Raw genomic sequence first — 24,106 nt, forward strand, 5'->3', positions numbered from 1 at the left:
GGCGCAGAACGGAGGCCGCCGACGGCGGGGCGCCGGCGCCCCCTGTGGTAAGCTGCCGCCGCCGTGGCCCCTCCCGAGCTCGTCCCGGTCGCGGCCGCCTCATGCTCTCTCCGGATTGCCCGCTCGTCGTTGGTGGCCGCTACCGTCTCCTGAGCGAGATCGGCCGCGGCGGCGCGGGCGTCGTGTACATGGCCGACGATCTCGACGGAGGCGGTCGGGTCGCGGTGAAGGTCCTGCTCCGGACGCACGCGGCCGGCACGGCGGCGGCCTCCCGGTTCGAGCGCGAGATCCGGGCCATGCGGCTCCTCGACGCGCCCGGGTTCGTGCGCATGCTCGACGCCGGCTTCGCCCGCGAGCTCGACGATGCCCCCTTCCTGGTCATGGAGCTGCTCCGGGGCCACGACCTGGAGCAGCTCGTCACCACCCGGGGCAGGCGCTCGCCCGGCGAGGTGCAGCGCTGGCTCGGCGAGGTCGCCGAGACCCTCGAGCTCGCCCACGCGCGGGGCCTCTCCCACCGCGATCTCAAGCCCGCGAACCTCTTCCTCGCGATCGGCGACGACGGGCGGGAGCGCGTGAAGATCCTCGACCTCGGCCTGGTCAAGGCGGTCGAGCCGGGCGCGCTCGGCGCGTCGGGCGGGATCACCGCCACGGGCACGGCGATCGGCACGCCCATCTACATGGCCCCCGAGCAGGCGCGCGGGCGCTCGGACCAGATCGGCCCCGCGGCGGACGTGTGGGCGATCGGCCTCATCGCCGTCCGCCTCCTGACCGGCGACATCTACTGGACCGCGAACAGCATGGCCGAGCTGATGGCGGCGCTCCTCGTGATGCGGCTCTACCCGCCGTCGACGCGGTGGCGGTGGCTCCCGCCCGCGTTCGACGCGTGGTTCTTGCGGTCGTGCGACCGCGACCCGGCCGGGCGTTTCCCTTCGGTCCGCCAGCAGAGCCTCGCGCTGCGCGCGGCGCTTGAGGCCTCCTCGGCGGCCGCCGAGCCGCCCGGCGCCGGCGGGCCGGCGTCGCGCAGGGGCGGCGTGCCCGCGGACATGCTCAGCACCGACACCATCGAGCTCGCGGGCACGCTCGAGGCCCCGCCCCAGGCGCTCCCTGGCGGCGCGCACCGCGACTCGGACCGCTTCCTGCCGCCGCCCGGCCTCCACGGCACCTCGCCGCCCGCCCTCCACGGCGCTCCGCCGCCGGGCCTCTCCGGCGCGTCGCTGCGCGGCACCTCGCCGCCGCTCGGCTCCCACAGCACGCCGCCGCTCGGCCTGTTCGGCTCGCCGGAGGCCGAGCGGCCGCGCCACAACCTGCCGGTCCAGCGCACGCCGTTCGTCGGCCGCGCCCGCGAGCGCGCCGAGATCGCCGCGCTCCTGCTCGACCCCAGCGCCGGCCTGCTCACGCTCACCGGCGTCGGCGGCACCGGCAAGACCCGGCTCGCGCTCCAGGTCGCCGAGGAGCTCGTCCCCGCGTTCCCCGGCGGCGTCTGCTTCGTGCCCCTCGCGTCGCTGCGCGAGGCGGCGCTGGTGCCCTCGGCGATCGCGCAGGCGCTCTCCCTCGGCGAGGGCGGCGCGCGGCCGGATCTCGAGCGCGTGGTCCAGTTCCTCCGCGACCGCCGCGTGCTGCTCCTGCTCGACAACCTCGAGCACCTGACGGCCGCGGCGCCGGCGATCGCGCACCTCGCCGCGAGCTGCCCGCACCTCTCGCTCCTCGTGACGAGCCGCGCCGCGCTGAACCTCTCGGGCGAGCGGCGCTACGTCGTGCCGCCGCTCGAGGTGCCGGAGCCGCGCGACGTCACGGTGGACGCCGCGCTGGCGAGCTCCGCGGTGAGCCTGTTCTGCCGCCGGGCGGCCGCGATCAAGCCTGGCTTCCAGCTCGGCCCCGACAACGCCGCGGAGATCGTGGAGATCTGCGCGCGCCTCGACGGCCTGCCGCTCGCGATCGAGCTCGCCGCGTCCCGCCTCCGGGTCCTCACCCCCGCGGCGCTGCTCTCGCGCTTCGGCGACCGCGGGGCCGCGGGCCGCGCCTCCGCGCCCGCGGGCTCGTTCCGCCTGCTCACGGGCGGCGCGCGCGATCTGCCCGAGCGCCAGCAGACCATGCGCGCCGCCATCGACTGGAGCTACGGCCTCCTCGATCCGGAGGAGCAGCTCGCCTTCCGCACGCTCGCGGTGTTCGCGGGCGGCTTCTCGCTGGCCATGGCGGACCAGCTGTGCGCCTCCCGCGATCCGGCGCTCGACACGCTCGGGATCCTCGAGTCGCTCATCGACAAGAGCCTCGTGCTCCAGGTCGCGGGCGAGGAGCCGCGGTTCCAGATGCTCACGATCCTCCGCGAGTACGGCCTCGATCGGCTCGTGGAGGAGGGCGCCGCCGGGGCGTGCAACCGGCGCTTCGTCGAGCTGTCGCTGGAGCTCGCCGAGCGCGCCGCCGAGGCGCTCTGCGGGCCCGAGCAGGCCGCGTGGCTCGCGGCGCTCGATCTCGAGCACGACAACCTCCGCCTCGCCCTGGAGCTCGCGCTCGCGGGCGCCGACGCGGGCGCCGCGGTGCGCCTCGCCGCCGCGCTCTCGCGGTTCTGGTACATCCACGGGCACTACCAGGAGGGCCGCGCGTGGCTCGGCCGGGCGCTCGCGGGCGCCGCGGGCGTCGCGCCCGAGCACGTGGCCTCGGCGCTCCGGGGCGCGGGCAGGCTCGCGCTCCTCCAGTGCGACTACCGCGAGGCCCGCGCGCTGCTCGAGCGGGGCGCGGCGCTCTACCGCGAGCTCGGGGACGAGGGCGGGCTCGCGTCGGTGATCCAGATCCTCGGGAGCGTCGCCCGCGAGCAGGGCGACTACGAGCGCGCGCTCGCGCTGCACGGCGAGAGCCTCGCGCTGGCCACGCGCCGCGGCGACACGCTCGAGGCGGCGCGCGCGCTCGGCTACTCGGGCTTCGCGGCGTGGCTCTCGGGCGACACCGCGCGCGCGGAGGGCGCGTGCCGCCTCGCCCTGCCGGAGCTCCGCCGCGCGGGCGATCGCGAGGGGACCGCGACGGCGCTGCTCTACCTCGGCTGCGCGGCGCTGTACCGCGGGGAGCTCGGCGAGGCGGCCCGCCTCTGCGAGGAGAGCGAGGGCCTGTCGCGGCAGGTGAAATTCAAGGAGGGGCTCGCCTGGACGAGCAACATCCTGGGCCTCATCGCCGTCGAGCGCGGCGATCTCGCCCTCGCGGAGCGGCGCCTGCGGGCGAGCCTGCGGCTGCACCGGGAGCTCGGCGACCTCTGGCGCTCCGCGAGCGTCCTGGAGGCGCTCGCGCGCGCGGCGGTGCGGGCGGGGAAGGCGGAGCGCGGCGCGCGCCTGCTCGGCGGCGCCGCGGCGCTCCGCGAGGCCATCGGCACGCCGGTGCCGCCCATCGAGCGGCCGGCGCTCACCGAGTGCGCCGCCGCCGCGCGGGCGGCGCTGGGGGGCGCGGTCCACGAGGCCTGCCTCCTCGAGGGCCGGGGCGCCGGGCTCGACGCGACGATCGCGGCGGCGCTCTCGGAGTGAGCCGGTCCGCGTCGCGTGAGGGAACGGGACTTCACGAGCCCTCTCCCGCCGCCCCGCTCCGCCCCGCGGCCCGGCCGAGGCGCTCGGCCAGGCGGCGGAGCTGGTCGATGAGCTCCTCGGGCTCGTGCACCTCGAACTCGAACCCCATGAACCCGAGGTGGAACGCGAGCGCGTCGAGGCTCCCGCCGCCGGTGTGGACCACGCAGCGGTCCGGCGAAAGCGCCTCGATGCGCCCCGCCACGCCCGAGAGCCGCTCCGAGACGGCCTGCGCGGGGGCGTGCACGGTCACGCGCGCGCGGATCGGGTAGGCGTCCGTGGAGACCGACCTCGACACGTAGTCGGCCACGTCCTCCGCGGGCAGCGGGCGCGGCTTGAAGCGGCCCGCGGCCTTCGGCCTGCCCTGGATGCGATCGACGCGGAATGTCCGCCATGCGTCCCGGTGGAGATCGTACGCGAGCAGGTACCAGCGGCGGCTCGTGTGCACGAGCCGGTACGGCTCGACGGCGCGCGTGCTCGCGGCGCCGCTGTGGCTGCTGTAGTCGAAGCGCAGGACCTCGGCGTCGCGGCATGCGTTCGCCATGACGGCGAGCGCGTCCGCGTCGACGGTGGGGCTGCCGTCGCCCAGCCGCACGCTCACGGCGCCCAGCGCGGTCACCTTGCGCCGGAGCCGCTTGGGGAGCACCTGCTCGAGCTTCCCGAGCGCGCGCACCGACGCCTCCTCCAGCCCCCTCACGGGTCCGGTCGCCGCCGCGCGCAGCCCCACGGCGACGGCGACCGCCTCGTCGTCCTCGAGCGGCAGCGGCGGCAGCTCCTTCCCGGCGCCGAGCTGGTATCCGCCGCCGATGCCGGTGGCCGCGTGGACGGGGTACCCGAGGCTCCGGAGCCTGTCCACGTCGCGCCGGACGCTGCGCTCGGTGATCGCGAGCTCGCGGGCCAGCTCGCCGCCCGTCCAGAAGCGCCGGGATTGCAGCAGCGACAAGAGCTTCAGCAGCCGCGCGGACGTCTGGACCATGTACCGCCTCTCTCCTTGCGGACCGAATCTGTCCGCAATCCAGTCTAGCTTCCTCTCCTCCCGCGGGCGAGGCGCCCGAAGGCGCGTCTCGACGAGCCTACGGCCCCCGCCCCCACCCTTTGGAGCTACCGCCCATGAGCAACGCCGCTTCCGAGCACACAACGACGACCCCCGGCTTCCGGACCTACAAGGGCAGCTGCGCTTGCCACGCCGTCCGCTTCGAGGCCGACTTCGACCCGAGCGCCGGGACGACGCAGTGCAACTGCACGATCTGCACGAAGACGAGGTGGTGGGGCATCCTCGTGAAGCCGAGCGCCTTCCGCCTGATCGCCGGCGAGGAGGTCCTCGGCGACTACTCGCGGCACGAGGCCGGCCATGCCCGGTTCTGCAAGACGTGCGGCATGCGCGTCTTCGGGCACGGGAACATCCCGGAGCTCGGCGGGGAGTTCTGCTCCGTGAACCTGAATTGCCTCGACGACGCGGACCTCACCGGGGTCCCGGTGGCGTACCTCGACGGGCGTCACGACACCTGGGCGCAGATCGGCGCCACGACGTACGTGGATCCGTTCTCCGCCGCCAAGAGGGCTTGAGCCGGAGCGCGCCGCCGGCGGGCGCTTGCCTGGAGCGACAAGCGGGTTGAAACCCCGGAAAAGAGCAGGAATTTGAACCGCCAAGCGCGCCAAGGACGCCAGGATTGTGGTTTGCTCCTGGCGTCCTTGGCGCCTTGGCGGCTCATTTCTCGCTCGATCGACGTGATTGGTGTCCTGGCGCCCCGGGCCGGCGGCGCCGGGAGCTCGAGGTTTACGGAGATGCTCCCTTGACGACGGCGTTGATGATCGCGTCCAGGTCCACCGCGTTGGCCATCGCCTGGTACCCGGCGTCGTTCGGGTGCAGCTTGTCCGCGTCGTAGGCCGGGAGCAGGCGGCTCGGATCGGCCGGGTCGCGCAGGGCCTTGTCGAAGTCGATCACCCCGTCGAAGGCGCCGCTCGTGCGGATCCACGTGTTCAGCTTCTGCCGCTCCTGCTCGCCCTTCGCGGTGCCATAATCGCCCTTGTAGGTGCCGTTCGAGCCGGCGAACGGCACCAGGGTGCCGCCGTAGATCTTGAGCCCGGCGGCGCGGGCAGACTGGATGATCTGCTGGACCGCCGGGATCAGATCCGCGGCCTTGGCGGAGCGGTCGCCGATGTCGTTGATGCCTGCCAGCAGGATGATCGCGCGCGCTCCGGGCTGGGTCAGCACGTCGCGCGCGAGGCGGGCAGGGACGGGGTACCCGAACTGGAGCTGGGGACGGACGGTGAGCAGCTCGTTCCCGATGATCCCGGCGTTCGCCACGGCGAGGGTCGGCCCCTTCCGGCTGGCGAGGCGCTGCGCGAGGTAATCGGGGTAGCGATGGTTGTCGTTCTTTGTCGACAGGTATCCATCCGTGATCGAGTCGCCGAGCGTGATCAGGGTGCCGACGACGTCCGGCGAGGCCTTGACGTCGACGCCCGACACGGCCATCCAGCACGAGATCTTCCGTGTGAACTGCTTGTCGGCGCCGTTCCCTGTCCGGTTGCCCGAGGCGAGGAAGTTGTCCTGTGCCGCAAAGTAGTGTTGCGTGATCGGCCCGGTCTTGCCCGGGAGGTAGACGTTCACCGCCAGCGCCTGCAGCGGCTGGACCTTCAGCGCCACCGGGTCGCTCACCGCCTCGCCGCCCGCGGCGATGACGATCGAGGTCTGGCCTCCGAAGCGCAGCGGCAGCGAGCTCCCCGCGACCGTGGCGGCTCCACCGGCCGAGAGCGCGACCGACGCCGAGCCCACCTTGAGCGGCTCGCTGCCGCCGGCGTTGGAGATGCGCACGCGCACCGAGCTCCCGCCGGCGCTCACGCGGACGATGTTCCGGACCGTCTGGTCGGCGAGGCCGACGTCCGACGGACAATCCTGCGAGTTGAACGTGCCGCCGGGCGTCGGGCTGCTGTGCCATCCAGCGACCCATCGCCCCTCGGGCGCCTTGTCCGCGGCCAGCGCGGGGCGCCCCGGCGCGGCGGTCATCAGCGCGATCGCCGCGGCGAGGAGGAGGGGAGCGCGCGGCGAGCGACCGTGCTTCGGCTCGGGCCGCGCGGACGAGGAGCGCCGGGCGTCGCGGCGCGTCGAGGTGACTGCGTTGTGTCTCGGTGAATTATCCATCGGTCCTATCCCGGTTGTTTGCCTGGAGCCGTGGAGCGCGGAGGACGCCCACAGAGTCTCAATCCTCACGACCTCACGGCGTCCGCCGACTGTATTCCCGATCCATGGCTCCAGTCGTCACACACTTCGCAGCACGTCGGCGCCCCCGCCGACCCTCTCGCCGGGCGCAGGGGCACCGTGCGAATCCACGCCCTGCTCGACGATGCTTCGCGCTTCAGGCTTCCGGGAGCGCCCCGCTCAGGCCGTGCAGCAGAAGGTCGATGGCGCGCTCGCCTGGAGCTCGCCCACGGGCTCGCCACCGTGCGGAGCGCACGCGCCCGGCTCGACGGCCGAGATCACGGCCGACTTGCTCCCCAGGCCTGCGCCGGGAGGCGTCACGACGCAGAACGGGACGCTGGAGCTGACGAGGTTCGACGCGAGCAGGTCCGTGCAGGCGGCGTCGCGGAACACGGACGCCATGAGGGTGCACGAGGCGCCGGTCGGGTCGCCGCAGCCGCAGGGGGTGCACTCGCGGCCGTCGATCACGTGCTCGAAGAAGACGTGCCTGGCGGCGTACCCCTCGGGACAGCCGGCGTCGCCGCCCTCGTGGTAGACGCAGGTCAGGAAGCCCGACGGTGCTGCTGGCACGCACGTCGTCGCGTCCTCGCACGCGGTGTACGCGCCGGCGAGGCACGCCCTGGCCCGCGTCGCCCACGGATCCAGCCTGGGGACAGGCGGCGGCGCGTCGATGCGCGGCGTGCACGCGCCGGTCGTGACCGAGGGCGCCGCGATCGTGAGCGACTGCACGCAGGGCTCGCCGTCGCAGAGCTGGCCTTCGGGAATCGGGTTCGCCGCGGTGCACGCGCCGTCCCAGCCGTCGGGCGCGGCGAACGAGGTCATCACGGTCCCCGGCTCGTCGCCGGGGCACGAGGCGGACGAGGATGCGGCCCAGCCGGTGGGGAGCGCGCACGAGGCCTCGGGCGGATCGCACGCGCAGCTCGCGCAGTCCATCGGCGGCTGCTGGAGATCGGCGAAGCCTTGGTAGCCGAGCGTCGGCGCGTCGGCGGGGCAGTCGGGGACAGCTTCGGGTGGGCCGAACCAGAGCAGCGCCGGGCCGAACCAGCCGAGCGGCGCAGGCGGGGCGCACTGGCCGGAGCACAGCGAGCTGTGCATGTCGCCGCCGGCGCCGCCCTGGCCGCCGGCGCTGGCCTCGCCGCCGGCCGCGCCTTGGCCACCGGCGCCGCCCTCACCGCCGTCGCCGCCTTGGCCGCCGGTGGTGGCCCCCGAGCAATAACCCAGCGCCTTCTCTTGGGGTGTGCAGGGGCCCGTGATGATGGTGGGCTCTACCTCGCAGCCAGCGATGAGCAGCAGCCCTGGAAGGACGAATCGTGCCGTGCGCATGGCTGAAACCTTACGTGAACGCCATTCTCCAGCACAAGGCCGATGACGTACGACGATTCTCATGAACACCATTCCCTGAAGCGAGAGGAATTTCTCTTTCCGTTTCAATTTGTCGGAGCGTTCTGCAGCGTTCGCCGTCGAATCACGCTCAGAAGCTCGCCTGTAAACCGGCGCCGAGTGCCACGGCGACAGCAGGAGCGCTCCAGACAGGGCGCTCGGGCTCAGGATCGCCTGGGTGGCGAAGGATGGCGGCGGCGGCCACAGGATGAACGACATCCGCGTGTGCTCGGGCTGATAAATTTTCTGAGAGAGGCCACTCGATACCCGCCCGTGCACCGAATCCGGCGCGGAGATTCAGCCGTGATGTCGTGTTGAACGGAACGGCGGCGACCGCATGGCGTACGCCGAGCTCGGCGAGGCCGCACGCGAACAAGCTCCGGCGGTCCAGACAGAAGACGACATCGGTCGTGAGGGTGGAGACCGACATGGCGACGGCGTCGACGTTTCCTGACAGCGCGGCGAGCCCGCGGACCTCCAGCGCTACGGACCACGCCGGCCAGCGTGCCCCGACGGACAGCGCCGGCCCAGCGGCAACGCCGGGTGTCATCTCGAGGCCGGCCACCGCGCCGAGGCCGGCCACCCAGCGGAAGCGTTCCGCCGGCGCTCGCAGTACTGCGCTGCTCCGGGGCGGCGCGCGCACGGGTGACGCCGTGCGCGGCGGTGATGGCGGCGCAGGGGCCGGCTTCGGCGGGCAGGGCCGCTCCGGCGAGCAGGGCTCTTCGGGCGGCATCGCCTGCTCGGCGGGCCTCGCTGGCGCCGCCGGTGGTGCGGGGAGCTCGGTGGCCTCGTCGAGCACCAAGGCGATGGACAGGGCCATGGAGGTGACGAGCACCTTGCAGTCGTCGCGCGCGCTGAACCCGTCGGCCCAGCGCCCGTGACCGTCGCGATCGCGGAGGAACAGTGATGCGGCGAGCTTGCCGTGCCGGCGCTCGATGGACGCCGTCATCGTGAACGGAGCCTCCGCATCATAGGGGTCGACCCCGCCCATCGCCCGGGCCGTCTCCGCGCGCAGGAACGGCTCGTCCGGGCAATCCTCGGCGCCTGGCCCGCGGATGAACTCGAGCCGCACCCGGAGCGGCGCGGGCGTGGGCTCGGCCCGGACCGGCGTGACGCCAGCGACGGAGATCGCCCCCGCGGCCATCGAGGCGAGCGCCGCGCGGGCCGCCCGCTTCATGCGCGCGCTCTCGCCGTGCGATGTCCGGCGCACGTGCCTCCTCCGCGCGGTCACGGAAGCTTCTGCCCCGCCGCGCCGCCGGCCGGCGTCGCCTGCGCCGCCGCCGCCTTCGTTCGCAGGCGCTCGCGTATCAGCTTGAGCTGCCCCTCGGGGAACCGTCGCTCATGGGCGGCGATGCGCTCCAGCGCGGTCGCCCTGTCGCCTTGCAACAGCGCCTGCCTGGCGGTGTCGAGCAGCTGCAGCTCGTCGGCGAGCGGCTCTTGATGCCGGTCGGAGGGAGCGCGCTGCTCCGGCGCGGCGGGCTCGCGCCGGCGGAAGGCACTTGCCGGCGCGGGCGCGGGCGCGGGCGCGGGCGCACGAGGGGGTGGAGCTTCCTTGTCCGAGATCGCGTCGGAGCGCGGCGCATCGGAGCGCGGCCGCCCACCGGGACCCGTCTCCGGTCGCGCCTCGGGGTGGACGGCACGCGAGAGGAGGAGCGGTGTCGCGATCGGGCCCAGGCGGTGGGCCCAGAGGGCCGGCGCCGGCGCGAGCGCGGCGAACAGCACGGCGCCGCCGACGCCTGCCGCCGCCAACGCCAGCGCCGGGCGGATGAGCCGGGCGAGCGGGCGCGCGAGGCGAGCGGCGCGCCCGGGTCGATCTGCGAAGTCCTGGGGTCCGGGCTCGCCTGGCAGCTCGGGGCGGGTCACGGGCGCGTTCGTCTCGACGATGGCGGAGGCGCCGGACTGAAAGGCCGGCGACGCGACGGCGGGGCGCGAGGAGGTGAGGGAGAAGAGCGGGAGGATGAGCAGGCCGGACCGGAGCGCGCGCTGCTCCTCGGGGCGCAGGCGCTTCACGGCGGCGCGGTAGTCTTCGCGCGCGAGGCGCAGCCGGCTTGCAGCGGTGTTCTCGTTGAGCTCGAGGGAGCGCGCGATCTCGCGCACCGGGATCTCGACCCCATCGGCCATGATCAGGATGGCGCGCCGTTCGGGCGCGATCGTCGCCAGCAGGCGGGTCGCGATCGCGATTCGCTGGTTCGTGGCGATGCGCTGCTCGCTGGTCGGCGCGGCGTCGGTGCCCTCGAAGCACGCCTCGCTCGCGAGGCCCACCGGCACCTCGAGGCGCCGGTAGGTGCGCTCCAGATGGCGCCGGACCTTTCGCCAGGCGATCCCGAAGAGCCAGCTGGACTCGGCTCGCCAGCGCGGGCCGAGGCCGTGCGGGCGCGATGCCCGAGGGGGATTGCGCGGCGCCGGCGGAGGGAGCGACGCGGGGTCGTCCTGCCCCTGCTTCTCCTGGACGGTGCCCGCGGCGGCAGCTGGCATGGCGGACGCGAGGTCCTGGAGGAGCGGCGAGGCGGCCGGCGGCGGTGAGGCAGCGCCGCGCGCCGCGGCGGGATAGGCAGGGTTGTACCGGCGGAGGCTTGTGTAGGCGCCGAGGAGGACCTCCTGGGACAGGTCGTCGATGTCGTCCTCGGCGACGCCGAGGTACCGTAGCATCCCCGGGAGCACGTGAACGGCGGTCGCGTGCATGGACGTCCAGGTGCTGTGCTGGACGAGGTCCTCGGGAGGAGGCGGGAGGGGAGAGAAAAGGCTCATGCTTAGAATTGCGGTGGATTTCTGGGATCGTCACAGAATCGACCGGGCTGGTGCCGAGGGGTGGGGCGGGAGCGTGGCCGATGGTGGCCGGAGGTCGGAACGATGCGGGGCGCTGGGCGGCGGGTGCGCAGGGGGTCGCGGGTGACCTCCTCGGGCGTCATGGCCGGCGGGCTCGACCATGGCAGGCAGGGCGACGCCTCGTGATAGGTGCCCGTGACGCCGAGCGGAGGCGCGGCGGAGAGGGGGCGACGAGTCGAAGCGGTGGAGAGGGCCGAGCGCCTCCGTGATGCCGCCTCGCGGGTTGGTGAGCTTCAATGAGGCCGCCGCCTTTCAGCGGCGGAGAGTCCCGGTCTTCGGAGCGATGGAGGGGGGAGGAGGAGTTGCTTCGATGGGGCCGCCGCCTCTCAGCGGCGGAGAGGCGTTTAGCCGACGCCTTCACCGCTCTTCGCCTCGCCATCGCGTACGTCCTCATCGCGTGGCATCCCTCGATGCACTCTGTGTCACCGTCGAGGGATCCCACACTCTCCAAAGGGTCAACGGCGTTCTTTTGCAGCGGAGTGCACAACTGAGGGCGTGGTTGTGTCGATAGACACGAGATGAACCGCCAAGACACCAAGGACGCCAAGGAAGAAGTGAGGAGCGAGCCCGACGCGGAGCTGGACCGCCTCGCCCACTGCGTGATCGGCGCTGCGCTCGAAGTGCACCGAACTATCGGCCCTGGCTTCCTCGAGGCTATCTACGAGGAAGCGCTCTGCGTCGAGCTTTGCTTGCGCCGCATTCCGTTCGCTCGGCAAGTGCCCATCGGCGTGGACTACAAGGGGAATCTGGTGGGCAAGGCTCGTTTGGATCTCGTGGTGGATGGTCAGCTCGTCGTCGAGCTCAAGGCGACCGAGGGTATTGCCCCGATCCACGTTGCGCAGCTTCTGTCGTATCTCAAGGCGGCAAGGCTACGGCTTGGCCTCTTGATCACTTTCAAAGTGGCCTTCCTCCGTACCGGTGTCAGGCGCGTGGTTCATTCTCCGTAAATTTGGCGCTCTTGGCGTTCTTGGCGGTTCCTCTCTGAGGGATCCCCTCGTTCGTCACGAAGCCGGGAATCCATCGCCCGGCGGATGGTTGATGCGGCATGATGCCACCCGTGACCGTTGCCGATTCGCTTTCGACCCAGAAGCCCGACCGAGACAAGCTCGGTCTGGAGCACACCCGGGAGTTCGTGGACCGCGTTTTCGGCGCCGACTTGCACGCCTTGCGCGTGCTGTCGCTGGCAAACGGCGTCGCCGGGGTCCTGAACGCCGCCGTCCTGTCGATCCACGCCATCGGGCAGGCCTACGCGAACGTGGCGAAGATCACCGCCAAGAGCGGCGTCAAGCAGGTCGACCGCATGTTGGGTAACGACGCCCTGTCGCTCGACATCGTGCTGGCGCGCTGGGTCCGGTTCGTCGTGGGAGAGAACGCGTCGATTCTCATCGCCCTCGACTGGACCGACTTACGCTGGAGGGCGTGACCTACGAGCTGGGACCGCCGGGAAAGGGCGGCGTGAGCTGAGATTGGTCTGGCGAAGAGATCCGGGGGGAGGACGGCACCCGGGTCGAGACGCTGCGTTTCCCTGACTAGGATCACGACACTTCAGGCGAACCCTGGTGTGACAGGGCGCCGACGGTGGCACGCTCGGAGCTCCACGAGGGGGCCCGCGGGCCTGCCGGTGGCGACGTGGACAGCCGCGCGGCGCCCCAGGAGCACGACGCCGAGACCTCGTTCGCGGAGCTCGCCGGCGGGGGTCACGAGCTCAGCGGCGTCCGCCTCGACCCCGCGGCCGGTCCGCAGGCCGTGGCGCCACGCACCCCCAAGCACACCTCTCCGGTTCCGCGACTGTCCGCGCATTGAGGACGGACAACGTGGCGCTCGGGGCGCGATCCACGGCCGAGCAATGTCCTAGAGCGACAAGCGCGTTGAAACTGCCTGAAAAGCGCAGAATTTCGAACCGCCAAGACGCCATAAGACGCCAAGATTTTTGTGTTTTTTTGGCGTCTTATGGCGCCTTGGCGGTTCATTTCTCGCTTGATCAACGTGATCGATATTCTAGCGCTCTGGTGGGGACGCTTGCTTCCGGAGAATGTGCGGGCGAGCGTGCGCGGGCGAGGAAAATCGCGGGGTGGAGGCAATGAGCATGGGCGAAAGATCCAGACCGGCGCGACGCAGGGCGATCCCTGCGGCGGCCATCGGCGCGCTGGCATTCGGCGCGACGGCGGCCGGGTGCTTGTGGAAGTTCGGGGACGACACGTTCGGGAGCTTCTGCGCGGCGGCGGTGGGCGGCGAGGAGCACTGCGTGGGCGAGAATCAGGGGCCGGGCGCCGCGTGGGCCCAAGCCGAGAAGGACGGCGCTCTGCCCATCGAGATGTGGGCTACCTGGCCGAACAACAAGACGCCGGAGGAGATCGTCGCGAGCGAAACCTCGCTCGGCGTCTGGTTCGGCCACATCGACGAGGCGATCGCGTACGTGCGCGACGACGCGAGGAACGCCGAGTCCCTGCGGGCGACGCTCGCGGGCAAGCTCGCGTGGCTGCTCGACGAGGCGAGGGACCGCCAGAGGGTGCTGCTCGCGGAGGCGCCGGTCGACGCGGCCGGCGACTTCAAGGCGGCAATGATCGACAAGGCCGGCGCGGAGAGAGAGCCGATCGCCGCCGCGCTCGCGGCCGACAGGCAGGCCATGGCGGCCGTGCAGGTGATCTTCGACCAGGCCCGGGACGAGGCCGCCCCGCTCCGATCGAAATACGCGGGCGTCGCGGCGCGCTTCGCCGCGTACCGCGCGACCGAGGCGGCGGAGACGGCGGCGTACGCGGCGCTCTCGGCGCAGGCGTCGCGGTCGGACATCGATGGCCTCGACGGCGTGGAGCAGGCGGTGCTCGCGGCGGCGCGCGAGGCGAGCCGCTCGCCCGGCGAGCTCACGGCGGAGATCCTGAGGTGGTCGGCGACGCTCCAGGTCTTCGCGGCCTCCTTCGATGAGGCGATGGCGCCGCACAGGGAGCTGCTCGCGACGCACGGCGCGGTGCTGCCGGACATGACGTCGGGCGCGCTGCGCTCGCTGAACGCGATGCTGGGTTACGTGAAGGGTCGCGTCGCCCGGAGCGACGCGACCGCGGCGGCGCTGCTCGGCGGCATCGCGCTGCGCCGGCAGGCGCTCCGCGTGCTGCAGATGGACGAGGGGGCGCGCGAGGCCGTCGCAGGGGCGCGGACGCGCAAGGCGTCGGACGCCTTCGAGCGGCGTGCGCGCGCGCAGGTCGCGGCGCTGTCGGCGGCGCCGCCGGTGAGCGAGAAGCTCGGGCTGCCGCTGCTCGCCGAGCGGTGCGGGGAGCTCCTGGCGCTGGCGCAGCTGCGACCGCTCTGCGAGGCAGCGGGGTCGTCCTGGCGCGAGGCCGGTTGCACAGCGCTTCGAGGAAGGTTCGACGCCGCGGAGGCCGAGCTCAGGACGGGGGTGCCGCAGAAGATCGCGGCGGGTCTCGCGGCGCTGCGGGAGAAGGGCATGGCCGCGGCGGAGCTCGACGCGGCTCAGGCGAGGCTCGACGCGGGGGACGTGAAGGGCGCCGCGATCGCGTATGACGCCGCCGTGCGCGGCGCGGAGGGGGCATGAGAGGCGCCAAGGACGTTGCGCTGCGCGGCCGGAGCGCCGCGGTGTTCCAGACGCTCGTCGCGCTGGTCACGGCGCTGGCGGTGCTGGCGCCGTCGTTCGCGTGGGCCGGTACGCCGTACAGGCTGGACTGGGAGCGCACGGAGCTCAGCTCCTCGTGCGAAGGGGCGTTCCTCGTCGGACACAACTTCTTCAGCGTCAACGACACACCGCTGACCACCTACGAGGTCCCCGGCGCGCTGCTGGATCTCCCCGACGGAACGCAGACGAACAGGGCGGAGACGGAGTTCGACTCGGTGCTGCTCCAGATGGGAGCGAACGACTTTCACTTCCATGTGAAGAACTCCGCCGGCGATGACTGGTGCACCGAGTCGCGCGAGGTGGTGCACCTCGTCTCGGAGCCGCTCGGGCTGAACAAGCCGCTCTTCGATGTCCAGCGCCGCGGGGAGAAGTTCTCCGGCAACACCGAGGTCGACCTGAGCCTCGCGGAGATCAACCCGGCGCTTGCGCGCGACATCGAGATCCTGCTGGCCGAGATCGCCAAGGAGCGCGCGGCGCTCGTGGCGAACGCACGGGCGGTGGGCCTGCTCGCGGAGAGGATGGACCTGCTCCGGCAGCTCGACACCGAGCTCAAGGACCTTGTCGGCCGGCCGCTGGACGAGATCTCGCGGACCGATCTCGAAGCGATCCTGGACCGGTACAAGGACGCGGTCGCGCCGGAGACGCGCGCGGCGATGGAGCAGCTCGTCGACGACCTGAAGAAGAGCGTCAGTGATCTCGAGGACGAGCTCGCGCGGCTGATGGACGAGTTCGGCGCGCAGGCCGACGAGATGGCGGACCTGGCGACGGAAGACGCACGCGCCGAGGGGTGGGACCCGGACGACCCGCAAGCGTACGCGCTCGGGGAGAGCGAGGTGCCGTGGGTCGAGGTGCCGGACATTGCGGAGGTGGAGGGGGCGTTCGACGACGGGAGGGATCCCTACGCGGCGTACGCGGACGCGGTGCTCGCGGCGCTGGAGGCGGACGTCAGCGGCCGGGTGGTGGTCTTCCGGGCGGACTTCGTGGCGAACGTGCGGGCGTGGAGGTCCAACAGCGCGGCGCTGGAGATCGCGCTGCGCGACCGGATGGGGGTGTCGCTGGCGGAGACCAACGCGTTCCTGAAGGCGCAGAACCGGATCACCGGGTTCGTGCGGCAGTTCATGGATGCGTCGGACTGGTTCGAGGACTCGCCGGTGCCGCCGGACCTGCGGGCGCAGGTGGACATGGTGCTCAAGCCGCGGTTCGACGCGCTCGCGGACCAGATGAAGGACAACCTCAACCTGTGGACAGGGGACGGATTCGACCTGGAGCAGACGCAGCTCTACCAGACGATCAGCGCGTTCGCGGGGGCGATGTCGACGGTCGCCGAGGGGTTCGGGGCGTACGCGGAGGTGATGCAGACGCTGGTGCACGCGACGACGCGCCTCGGGGTGGGGTTCGTGCCGGTGGTGGGGCCGGCGCTCGATTTGTGCGAGGCGGTGACGGGCAAGGCGTGGTGCTTGCCGTCGGGGGAGGAGCTCAGCGACGAGGAGCGGATCTTCTCGGGGGTAGGATTCGGGGTCGCGGCGATCGGGCCGATGTGGCGGGTGATCAAGACCGCCAGCGGGCTGCGGCCGTCCGCGATCCGGGTGGCCGGGGAGATCGCCGAGATCGAGGAGGTTTTCGCCAAGATCGTGAAGACGAAACGCGTCCGGGGGTACAAGAACCTCCGCGGCGCGATCACCAAGCAGAAAAAAATCGACATTTTCGAGAAGAAAGCGGCCAAGTTCCTGGTGGACGACGGCAGGTCGCTCGTCGGGGTCGGCGACGACGGGGTGCGCACGGTGCTCGACATTCCGAGGGAGTCACGGACGGGTACCATCGAGGGGAAGGCGCCCGACTTCCTGTCGGTGTCCAGCGGGCACAAGCTCATCCTCAGCGAGGCGAAGGGCGGAACGATCAACGCTCGCGAGGTGCGCGCTCAGCTCTCGAACGCAATGGTGGCGCTGAGGGACAAGTGGGGGCTCGCTGGAGACGTACAGCGGGTCGAGCTCATCATGGAGCAAGGAGCGAAATTCGATCCGAAGAAATTCACCGTCAAGGACGGCTACCTGTTCGATTCGGACGCGCGCAAGAACGTCACGCTGGAGGGCTTCGACATATTCATCATGGTGATCCGACTATGAGCTATTCAGGACCTCACTTCTTTGCTTGGTGTAATGAGCCAGAACGGGTCGATGCGTTCGCGGCGGCGCTGTCCGCGCTGATGATTCCGGGGGATCTCATCGACCTGATGATGAGCGCGACCATAACGAGCAGGACACGATCCACTGACGACGTTCTTGCCACGGTTCGCGCCAATTTCGGAGGACAGAACAGCGCTCACCTAGGATCCGGCGTGATGCTGCGCGCATCGGAGCGCGTCATGGTGTTCAGCCTCGCTTGCTACCCCGAAGACAGCGAAGATGACCATCCTTACGGCCCCCTCAAGGCCAAGGCGGGCGAACGCAAGTGGGATTTCTACCCGTACGAGCTCGCCGTGAGCAGGGGCCCCCGCTCCGTGGAGGCCGAGGCCGCGGCCGCCTACCACGTGGTCCAGGGCGACATCGAGGACCTCCTGCTCCGCCTCTGCGCGCCGGACGCGAGCGGGCGCGTGCCGACCGGCGCCTGCACGGGCGAGGAGGAATGGATCGCCCCGGTCGAGATGTCCGCGACCTACAACGCGAACGCCGCGGAGGTCGCGCGCGACCTCGCCCTGTCGTGGGTCAGCCTCCACGACAAGGAGAGCGTCTCGCGCATCGCGGGCACGTCGCTGGAGGCGCTCCGCGCGCGTGTGGAAGCCGCGCCGTGCGGCGCGCGCGTGCCCATGAAAGGCACGAGCGAGCTCACGAGCTCGCTCTCGCGCGAGACCGTTCTCAAGGCGCTCGCGACGCCGCCGGCCACGCTGCTCGAAGCGCTCGAGGCGGCGGCGGTGCCTGATGACGCGTGGCGCGCGGCCGACCCGAAGGCGCGCGAGCTCATGGAGCTGCGCCGTCAGCTCGGCGACGAAGACGCGGGGGAGGTCCCTCCCGCCTTCTGGGTGGACGTGACCACGCGTGAGCACACCCGCTTTCTCGAAGAGCACGCCCCCTTCCACGTCCGCCGCCTCCCGAGCGGCGGCGTGGTGCTGGCCACGCACCCCTACCGCACGCTCTGGCCGCTCTGGGCCGACGCGCTCTTCGTGCTCGGCCTGATGTCCTGACAAGAGGCTACCTCATGAGGATCATGAAGCGATGAGAGAAGGGCCGTTTTTCTTCGCGTGGTGTGACGAGCCACAGAGGGTCGACGCGTTCGGCGCGGCGCTGTCGGCCCTCATCAAGGAGCCCCAGTACGGTATCCGCGCGATCATGGACCGCGACACGGAGTGCAACACGACCTCCGTGGAGGAGGTGGTCGCGCTGCTCCGCGCCCACTTCGGGCGCACGGACGCCGAAGCCTACTTCGTCGCGTCGCTGAGCTACGAACACTTCGTCCATTGCATCCTTCGCGGCTATACCGACAAGAGCGAACGTCTCAAGCCGATGGGCCCCATCCACATGCACGCCCGCGAGATCGAGGACTTTTCCCCCATGCACATGGACCTCGCCCTGGGGAGGGGCCCGCGCTCCGTGCAGGCCGAGGCCGTGCTCGCGTGGCACATGGCCCTGGAAGACATCGACGACGTCCTGCTCCGCCTCTGCGCGCCGGACGCGAGCGGACGCGTCCCGACCGGCGGCTGCACGACGGCGCGGACCTGGCTCGCCCCGGTGGCCATGTGCGCCACGTACAACGCGGACGCCCGCGACATCGCGCGCGATCTCGCCCTGTCGTGGCTGTGCCTCCATGACAAGGAGAGGGTGTCGCGCACCGCGGGCCTGCCGCTGGAAGCGCTCCGCGCGCGGGTGGAAGCCGCGCCGCCTGGGGCGTGTGTCGCGCTGAGACATGGCAGCGCGCACTCGAGCTCGCTCTCCCGTGAAGCCGTCCTCAAGGCCCTGGAAATTCCGCCCTCCGCGCTGCTCGAGGCGCTCGAAGCAGCGGCGGAGAAGCCCGACGGCGCGTGGCGCGCCGCAGAGCCGCGCGCGCGCGAGATCTACGAGCGGACGCTCCCATTCAGGGGGCGCGACGAGCAGGGCACGGAGACGGGCAACGGCTCGCCCCTCTCGCAGGTCGAGATCACCCTCGACCACTTCGAGTTCCTTGTCGACCACGCCCCATTCCGCGTGCGCCGCCTGCCGAGCGGCGGCGTGGTGCTCGCGACCCACCCGTACCGCTCGCTCTGGCCGCTCTGGTCCGACGCCCTCTTCGCGCTCGGCCTGATGCCCTGACGCAGGTCGTACACGTTCTCCCTTCTCCGGACTTCGCACTCGGGGAGCCCTTGCCAGACGGCGTACCCCTCCCTGAGCCTGGATTTCGCGCCCACGGGGCACGAGCGGGCCGACGGCGATGCGCGAGCGGCGTTTCGCCGACAAATGCGACATCGATTACAATTGAACGCGCTCAGCGCGTCGCGAAGGCACACGCCCCCCTTACCCCCCACCGTGATTTCGGCTGGTTCCGGACTCAATTCAGCCGGCGAGCGAGCTGCGTGCGCTCCGGCACGTGCAGCTTCGTGCCCCGAGCCGAGCGGGCCAGCCGCCCCGGGACGAGGATCAGCGCTCGGCGCAGCCACGGCGTTCGCCAGCTTGCCAGGTGCGGAACGTGCTCCAGCACATAGCGGCGCATCAGGTTGGCGGACAGCAATTTCAGTAGCAGCGCGGCGTGATTGGCGTTGAAGCTTTGGCCCGGCACGCGACCGCATCCCCATCCATGCTTGAGATCGCCGATGAGCGGCTCGATACCCGCGCCCAGGTCATACCGCGCCGCGACGTCTTCCGGCGCTTCGACCGGCTCGTTGGTCAGGAAGACCTGCACCGTGTAGTCGAGGTCCCCCCAGAGGTAGATCTGCTTGCCGTTGTCCCGGTCGCGCGTGCGTACGGCGATCACGCGGACCCCCGCCGGCCAACCGCTGCGCCGGAAGGGGACCTCGGTCACCTGCCGTCGAGGGCGACCGTCGGCATCCCGGTCGATGGTACGCCATCCGGTGGCGTAGGCGACCCTGCCCACCAGATCGGGGCTCATCCGCGCCTTGGTCAGGAAAAAGCATCCCTTCGCGGCGACGGCGTGCATCAAGGCGCTGCAATCCCCTGCGCCATCGATCCGCACGTAGATGGCCGCACTCGGCGCTGCGGCGCGCGCCCGGTCGATGCACTCCTCGACGAAGGGCACATCGGCTTCGCCGAAGCTCGTGTCGCCCGATCGCAGCTTGGCCCCGACGATGGCCTCGACCTCGGCGACGCGCGCCAGGATCGGATGATAGCTCGGCCGGCCGCGGTAGCGTGGGTTCGGGCCCGGAAGTGCCCCCTCTTGCATCCCGAAGAGCGGCTCCACGGTCGTGTCGACGTCGATGTGCAGGAACCGGTGCTTTCGGTGAGCAACGAGGGCGAGCCCGTGGTCGACGACCATGCTGTGCAGCGCTTCGAGCGCATGCTCATCGAACCGGCACAGGTCCCGGTAGACGGTGTCGATGCTCGGGACGACCCCGCCTGCGAGATGCACGAAGAGCGGATCGACGGCGAGCGCCTCGATGCCGAAGACGCGCTCCTCGCCGGCGAGCGCGCTGTCCATCAGCAGGCGCATCTGCGCGGCTATGGGGTAGATGACCGAGCGGCCCGTCTTGAGCCGGGAGAACCTGCGGCTCAGGGCCGCGTCGACGCCGAGTTCGCGAATGAAGGCGCCGAAGGGGCAAGCCCTGCGACGCCGGTCAGGTTCTTCTCCGTGAGCTCGACGTGGATCCTACGAGGGTCTGGCCGCCGGATTCGCTCCTGGTCCCGCCCGTCGCCTTTTCTCTTGAACCCGAGCTCGCGTCGCCGCACCTTGGAGGTGCTCGGCGTGTGCCTTCGTTTGGTCATAGCAACCCGGACGGGTCGCCACGCCGAGCCTTTCTTTCAAGGCTTTCCGTTTACGACGTCGGATTTCTCACGCCTCGGATCGGTTTCGTAGGCGCGAAATCCAGGTTCAGCGGCGGAGAGCCCGAGCGACTCTTCCCGCTGCCGCGGCCGGCGAGGTAGCTTCAATGGGGCCGCCGCCTTTCAGCGGCGGAGAGCTCCGACCTGTTCCGTGCCACGTACGACGCGATGAAGAGGCTTCAATGGGGCCGCCGCCTTTCAGCGGCGGAGAGCGCCGTCGATCGGATAGGGCCCCTTCTGGCTCCGATCGCTTCAATGGGGCCGCCGCCTTTCAGCGGCGGAGAGATGATTCCACGTACTTCTGCAAGGGGATCGTATTCCAGCTTCAATGGGGCCGCCGCCTTTCAGCGGCGGAGAGATTCGTCGAGTGGCTGCGCGTGACGGGGGCGCTGGAGCTTCAATGGGGCCGCCGCCTTTCAGCGTCGGAGAGCTATTGGGGCACGTGGGGCCGCGTGCTCATGATGCAGCTTCAATGGGGCCGCCGCCTTTCAGCGGCGGAGAGGGTGGCAGAGCGCGACCGCGAGCAGCGCGCCGTCCTGCTTCAATGGGGCCGCCGCCTTTCAGCGGCAGAGAGCAGCGGGGCCCATGCCAACACCAGCGCGACCGGTCGGTAGCTTCAATGGGGCCGCCGCCTTTCAGCGGCGGAGAGATCACCGTGCGCGGCGGCCGGCCGCGGGCGGTCCCGATCGTGCTTCAATGGGGCCGCCGCCTTTCAGCGGCGGAGAGCAGAGGAGCTCGTGCCCGCGCTCATGCCGCTGGTTCCGCTTCAATGGGGCCGTCGCCTTTCAGCGGCGGAGAGCATCCCGCCGCATCCCGGTCCGCACGACACCTGATCGCTTCAATGGGGCCGCCGCCTTTCAGCGGCGGAGAGCGCTCGATGCGACGCGCTCCGCGCTCGCAACGGACGCGCGCTTCAATGGGGCCGCCGCCTTTCAGCGGCGGAGAGCGCGCTCCTGGCGTATCAGGCGTCATGGCCCAAAGACGCTTCAATGGGGCCGCCGCCTTTCAGCGGCGGAGAGGCTTGATGCATGGGTGGGCACCCATGACCTACGTCTAGCTTCAATGGGGCCGCCGCCTTTCAGCGGCGGAGAGTCGGAGGGAGCGCAGCGGCAGCAATCGTCACCGCTCGGCTTCAATGGGGCCGCCGCCTTTCAGCGGCGGAGAGGAACGTCTGGCCGTTCGCGTCCGTGTTGATGTGCCCGTGGTAGCTTCAATGGGGCCGCCGCCTTTCAGCGGCGGAGAGCTCCAGAGCGCGCACCGCGTCCTGCGTCGAGCGGATAACGCTTCAATGGGGCCGCCGCCTTTCAGCGGCGGAGAGTCGTGGCGAAGGGGCTCGCGGGCCCCGTTGGACCGGACGAGCTTCAATGGGGCCGCCGCTTTTCAGCGGCGGAGAGACGAGGAGCGCCGGGCGAGGCGCGGGGAGACGGACGTGCTTCAATGGGGCCGCCGCTTTTCAGCGGCGGAGAGCCGCGATGGGCGCCCTCACCATGCTCGGCTTGGAGCCGCTTCAATGGGGCCGCCGCTTTTCAGCGGCGGAGAGCCGGAGGAGGCGCGCGCAAGGTCGCTCGAGGCCAGGGCGCTTCAATGGGGCCGCCGCTTTTCAGCGGCGGAGAGAGCGGTGGGATCGCCGTCGTGCGGAGCGATGAGCGCGGCTTCAATGGGGCCGCCGCTTTTCAGCGGCGGAGAGAGGTCTCCCACGCCTACCTGACATTTCGCGTACTTAGAGCGCCTAACAAAAGCCCGTCGGGATATAGTTGAGGCAGATCAGGCATACGGCGAGCAGGAGGAACGCTCGGTGAATGTCGGCACGGCGCTCATACCGCACGGTCAAGCGCCGGAAGCGCCGGAGCCAAGCGATCGTCCGTTCGACGACCCAGCGGTAACGGCCGAGTTTCTCCGACGACTCGATGCCCTTGCGAGCGATGCGGGGCACGATGTGGCGCAGATGACAAGCCAACCGCAGGGCCGGGTCGTCGTAGGCCTTATCGGCATGCAGTTTCTTGGGGCGGCGCCGCGGTCGGCCGTAAGGACGCGCGATCGGCGGCACCGCGTCCACCATAGGAGTGAACATCCTCGAGTCATGGACGTTCGCCGGCGTCATCTCGACGGCGAGCGGGATACCATTCTGATCGACCAGAAGGTGATATTTCGTGCCCGGCCGGCCGCGATCCGTGGGGTTCGGGCCAGTTTTTTCACCCCCCTTTTTGCCGGAACCAGCGAGGCATCCAGCGCAGCACGCTCCCAGTTGATCCTATCGGCTTCGCCGAGCTCATCGAGCAAGACCTCGTGGAGCCGATCCCAGACGCCAGCCTGCTGCCAGTCGCGCAACCTGCGCCAGCACGTCATGCCGCTGCAGCCGAGCTCTTGCGGGAGATACTCCCAAGGGATCCCGGTCTTGAGCACGAACAAGATACCGGTCAGCGCGATCCGATCAGGCGTACGCGGCCGGCCCCCCTGCGGCTTCGGCTCCGTTTTCGGCAATAGAGGTACAATTCGTTCCCAGAGTTCGTCCGGCACCAACAGCTTGCCCACGCTGTATTCTGCCGCACCATCGGCTTCCCTCAAGCAAGCGGGGTGAACGGGCTTTTGTTAGGTGCTCTTACAACCCGGTTTGCGAGAGGTTCCCGTTCCGGCCCCCCGCGCGGGCCGTCCGAGGCCCCTGGCGTGGCCTCGGCCATCCAGAAATTCTTCCTGATTTCAAACACCTGCCCGCCTTGCGAGCGCCCCCCGGGGTTTTCGCGTCACGCCACCGCTCGCAGCCGGTGCTCCCGCCCTCGTCATAACACACCCCGTCCTCTCCTCGGGCAGCCCTTCCGCTCTCGCCGGCGGCTCCGCCAGTACAACCCCCCACCTCCGCCGCTCGCTGCCCTGCCTCCGGCGTTGTCGCCCCCGGCTCGGACGACGCATGCCCCACCTCCGGCCACGTCGCCCCCCGCCTCGCCCGACTCATCCCCCACCTCGCCCGACTCATCCCCTGCGGGGTGCTTGCCCTCGGACCCGGGGGAGACGCCTTCCGCCTCGGGGCGCCCGTCTGCCGCCTCGGGGCGCCCGCGCTTTCTGCGGGGGACCTCGCCTTCCGAGGCCCCGCGTGCATCGCCCGCCCTGGGGGGCCGCCCTGTCGAGGCAGGTGTCCCTTCACCCGGGCCGGAGCGCAAGCTCGCCCGGCGCGCCCCGGGCGCACGCGATGACGACGGCAGAGCACCCGACCTGAACGCGCTCCCCTCCGCGAGGATCGCCGCCATCGACTCGCGCGCTGGCTCTGAGGAGGCGCCCCGCTCTCGGCGAGGGGAGCCGTCCTGTGCCGGCTGCTGCGCACGCAAATGCGGCCGGCTCCGTTCGGAGGATGGGTGAGCAACCAGGCGAATGCGACCACGCTCGCTGCCGCCGGCAGGATGGCGGATTCGGCTCGGCGCAAGGCGCGGGGCGAGGCCCGCGCGGTGAGGCAGGCGGCGCGGCCAGCGCAGGCGGCGCGGGGCGGCATCGCGGAATTGGGCGGCATCGCGGAATTCGCCGCGGCGCATTTGCGTTGAATTTGCCGCGCCGCAGTGCGGTAATCGCCCAAGGAGCCCCCCGG

At 71.1% G+C, this 24,106-nt stretch carries 14 protein-coding genes, 2 pseudogenes and 1 CRISPR repeat array; of the genes and pseudogenes, 9 read left to right on the forward strand and 7 right to left on the reverse strand.

What is annotated here, in order from left to right; translation table 11 throughout:
- Positions 1-101: 101 nt before the first annotated feature.
- On the forward strand, positions 102-3,506 hold the full coding sequence (locus ACSRUE_RS22230; protein WP_441292746.1) for a protein kinase domain-containing protein: 3,405 nt from the start codon (positions 102-104) through the stop codon (positions 3,504-3,506).
- A 31-nt stretch (positions 3,507-3,537) separates the two neighbouring features.
- Here the strand turns inward: ACSRUE_RS22230 and ACSRUE_RS22235 are convergent, their stop codons facing one another.
- Positions 3,538-4,518 (reverse strand): helix-turn-helix transcriptional regulator, encoded by a 981-nt coding sequence (locus tag ACSRUE_RS22235; RefSeq protein WP_441292747.1) that lies wholly within the window; start codon positions 4,516-4,518, stop codon positions 3,538-3,540.
- Between the two features lie 134 nt (positions 4,519-4,652).
- Here ACSRUE_RS22235 and ACSRUE_RS22240 point away from each other — a divergent pair, with 134 nt between their 5' ends.
- Positions 4,653-5,108 carry a GFA family protein gene (locus ACSRUE_RS22240; RefSeq protein ID WP_441292748.1) on the forward strand — a complete coding sequence of 152 codons (456 nt, stop codon included), beginning with the start codon at positions 4,653-4,655 and terminating at the stop codon, positions 5,106-5,108.
- Between the two features lie 211 nt (positions 5,109-5,319).
- Here the strand turns inward: ACSRUE_RS22240 and ACSRUE_RS22245 are convergent, their stop codons facing one another.
- The 4 genes from ACSRUE_RS22245 to ACSRUE_RS22260 all read right to left on the reverse strand — a co-directional run bounded on the left by ACSRUE_RS22245 (position 5,320) and on the right by ACSRUE_RS22260 (position 10,869).
- Positions 5,320-6,684, reverse strand: coding sequence for an SGNH/GDSL hydrolase family protein (locus ACSRUE_RS22245; protein WP_441292749.1), 1,365 nt, complete (start codon positions 6,682-6,684; stop codon positions 5,320-5,322).
- A 237-nt stretch (positions 6,685-6,921) separates the two neighbouring features.
- Positions 6,922-8,064 carry a hypothetical protein gene (locus tag ACSRUE_RS22250; RefSeq protein WP_441292750.1) on the reverse strand — a complete coding sequence of 381 codons (1,143 nt, stop codon included), beginning with the start codon at positions 8,062-8,064 and terminating at the stop codon, positions 6,922-6,924.
- Between the two features lie 148 nt (positions 8,065-8,212).
- A complete protein-coding gene (locus ACSRUE_RS22255) occupies positions 8,213-9,331 on the reverse strand; it encodes a hypothetical protein (RefSeq protein ID WP_441292751.1) in 1,119 nt (372 codons plus the stop codon).
- Between the two features lie 17 nt (positions 9,332-9,348).
- Positions 9,349-10,869 carry an RNA polymerase sigma factor gene (locus ACSRUE_RS22260; protein ID WP_441292752.1) on the reverse strand — a complete coding sequence of 507 codons (1,521 nt, stop codon included), beginning with the start codon at positions 10,867-10,869 and terminating at the stop codon, positions 9,349-9,351.
- A gap of 596 nt (positions 10,870-11,465) precedes the next feature.
- On the opposite strand from ACSRUE_RS22260, the gene ACSRUE_RS22265 reads away from it, so the two are divergent.
- The 6 genes from ACSRUE_RS22265 to ACSRUE_RS22290 all read left to right on the forward strand — a co-directional run bounded on the left by ACSRUE_RS22265 (position 11,466) and on the right by ACSRUE_RS22290 (position 18,852).
- Positions 11,466-11,894 carry a GxxExxY protein gene (locus tag ACSRUE_RS22265; protein WP_441292753.1) on the forward strand — a complete coding sequence of 143 codons (429 nt, stop codon included), beginning with the start codon at positions 11,466-11,468 and terminating at the stop codon, positions 11,892-11,894.
- A 110-nt stretch (positions 11,895-12,004) separates the two neighbouring features.
- On the forward strand, positions 12,005-12,370 hold the full coding sequence (locus ACSRUE_RS22270) for a hypothetical protein (protein ID WP_441292754.1): 366 nt from the start codon (positions 12,005-12,007) through the stop codon (positions 12,368-12,370).
- Positions 12,371-13,033: 663 nt separating this feature from the next.
- On the forward strand, positions 13,034-14,494 hold the full coding sequence (locus tag ACSRUE_RS22275; RefSeq protein WP_441292755.1) for a hypothetical protein: 1,461 nt from the start codon (positions 13,034-13,036) through the stop codon (positions 14,492-14,494).
- Positions 14,491-16,695 (forward strand): hypothetical protein, encoded by a 2,205-nt coding sequence (locus ACSRUE_RS22280; protein WP_441292756.1) that lies wholly within the window; start codon positions 14,491-14,493, stop codon positions 16,693-16,695. Before ACSRUE_RS22275 ends, ACSRUE_RS22280 begins: the two co-directional genes overlap by 4 nt.
- The gene (locus ACSRUE_RS22285) at positions 16,692-17,750 is read left to right on the forward strand and encodes a hypothetical protein (RefSeq protein WP_441292757.1); all 1,059 of its coding nucleotides are present in this window, start codon (positions 16,692-16,694) and stop codon (positions 17,748-17,750) included. Before ACSRUE_RS22280 ends, ACSRUE_RS22285 begins: the two co-directional genes overlap by 4 nt.
- A gap of 31 nt (positions 17,751-17,781) precedes the next feature.
- On the forward strand, positions 17,782-18,852 hold the full coding sequence (locus tag ACSRUE_RS22290) for a hypothetical protein (RefSeq protein ID WP_441292758.1): 1,071 nt from the start codon (positions 17,782-17,784) through the stop codon (positions 18,850-18,852).
- 235 nt (positions 18,853-19,087) lie between these two features.
- Here the strand turns inward: ACSRUE_RS22290 and ACSRUE_RS22295 are convergent.
- A pseudogene (locus tag ACSRUE_RS22295) lies at positions 19,088-20,475 on the reverse strand (IS1380 family transposase).
- A 158-nt stretch (positions 20,476-20,633) separates the two neighbouring features.
- Positions 20,634-22,219: direct repeats of the CRISPR family, unit length 36 nt; unit sequence GCTTCAATGGGGCCGCCGCCTTTCAGCGGCGGAGAG.
- Positions 22,220-22,261: 42 nt separating this feature from the next.
- Positions 22,262-23,064 (reverse strand): annotated as a pseudogene (locus ACSRUE_RS22300) (IS5 family transposase).
- A gap of 815 nt (positions 23,065-23,879) precedes the next feature.
- On the opposite strand from ACSRUE_RS22300, the gene ACSRUE_RS22305 reads away from it, so the two are divergent.
- The gene (locus tag ACSRUE_RS22305; protein ID WP_437766204.1) at positions 23,880-24,062 is read left to right on the forward strand and encodes a hypothetical protein; all 183 of its coding nucleotides are present in this window, start codon (positions 23,880-23,882) and stop codon (positions 24,060-24,062) included.
- Positions 24,063-24,106 lie beyond the last annotated feature (44 nt).

This window comes from Sorangium sp. KYC3313, assembly GCF_052075895.1.
Taxonomy (GTDB): Bacteria; Myxococcota_A; Polyangia; order Polyangiales; family Polyangiaceae; genus Sorangium; species Sorangium cellulosum_B.

Coding starts and splice junctions, on each gene's coding strand:
- ACSRUE_RS22230 (WP_441292746.1), top strand. CDS start 102: ATGCTCTCTCCGGATTGCCCGCTCGTCGTTGGTGGCCGCTACCGTCTC.
- ACSRUE_RS22235 (WP_441292747.1), bottom strand. CDS start 4,518: ATGGTCCAGACGTCCGCGCGGCTGCTGAAGCTCTTGTCGCTGCTGCAA.
- ACSRUE_RS22240 (WP_441292748.1), top strand. CDS start 4,653: ATGAGCAACGCCGCTTCCGAGCACACAACGACGACCCCCGGCTTCCGG.
- ACSRUE_RS22245 (WP_441292749.1), bottom strand. CDS start 6,684: ATGGATAATTCACCGAGACACAACGCAGTCACCTCGACGCGCCGCGAC.
- ACSRUE_RS22250 (WP_441292750.1), bottom strand. CDS start 8,064: ATGCGCACGGCACGATTCGTCCTTCCAGGGCTGCTGCTCATCGCTGGC.
- ACSRUE_RS22260 (WP_441292752.1), bottom strand. CDS start 10,869: ATGAGCCTTTTCTCTCCCCTCCCGCCTCCTCCCGAGGACCTCGTCCAG.
- ACSRUE_RS22265 (WP_441292753.1), top strand. CDS start 11,466: ATGAACCGCCAAGACACCAAGGACGCCAAGGAAGAAGTGAGGAGCGAG.
- ACSRUE_RS22275 (WP_441292755.1), top strand. CDS start 13,034: ATGGGCGAAAGATCCAGACCGGCGCGACGCAGGGCGATCCCTGCGGCG.
- ACSRUE_RS22280 (WP_441292756.1), top strand. CDS start 14,491: ATGAGAGGCGCCAAGGACGTTGCGCTGCGCGGCCGGAGCGCCGCGGTG.
- ACSRUE_RS22285 (WP_441292757.1), top strand. CDS start 16,692: ATGAGCTATTCAGGACCTCACTTCTTTGCTTGGTGTAATGAGCCAGAA.
- ACSRUE_RS22290 (WP_441292758.1), top strand. CDS start 17,782: ATGAGAGAAGGGCCGTTTTTCTTCGCGTGGTGTGACGAGCCACAGAGG.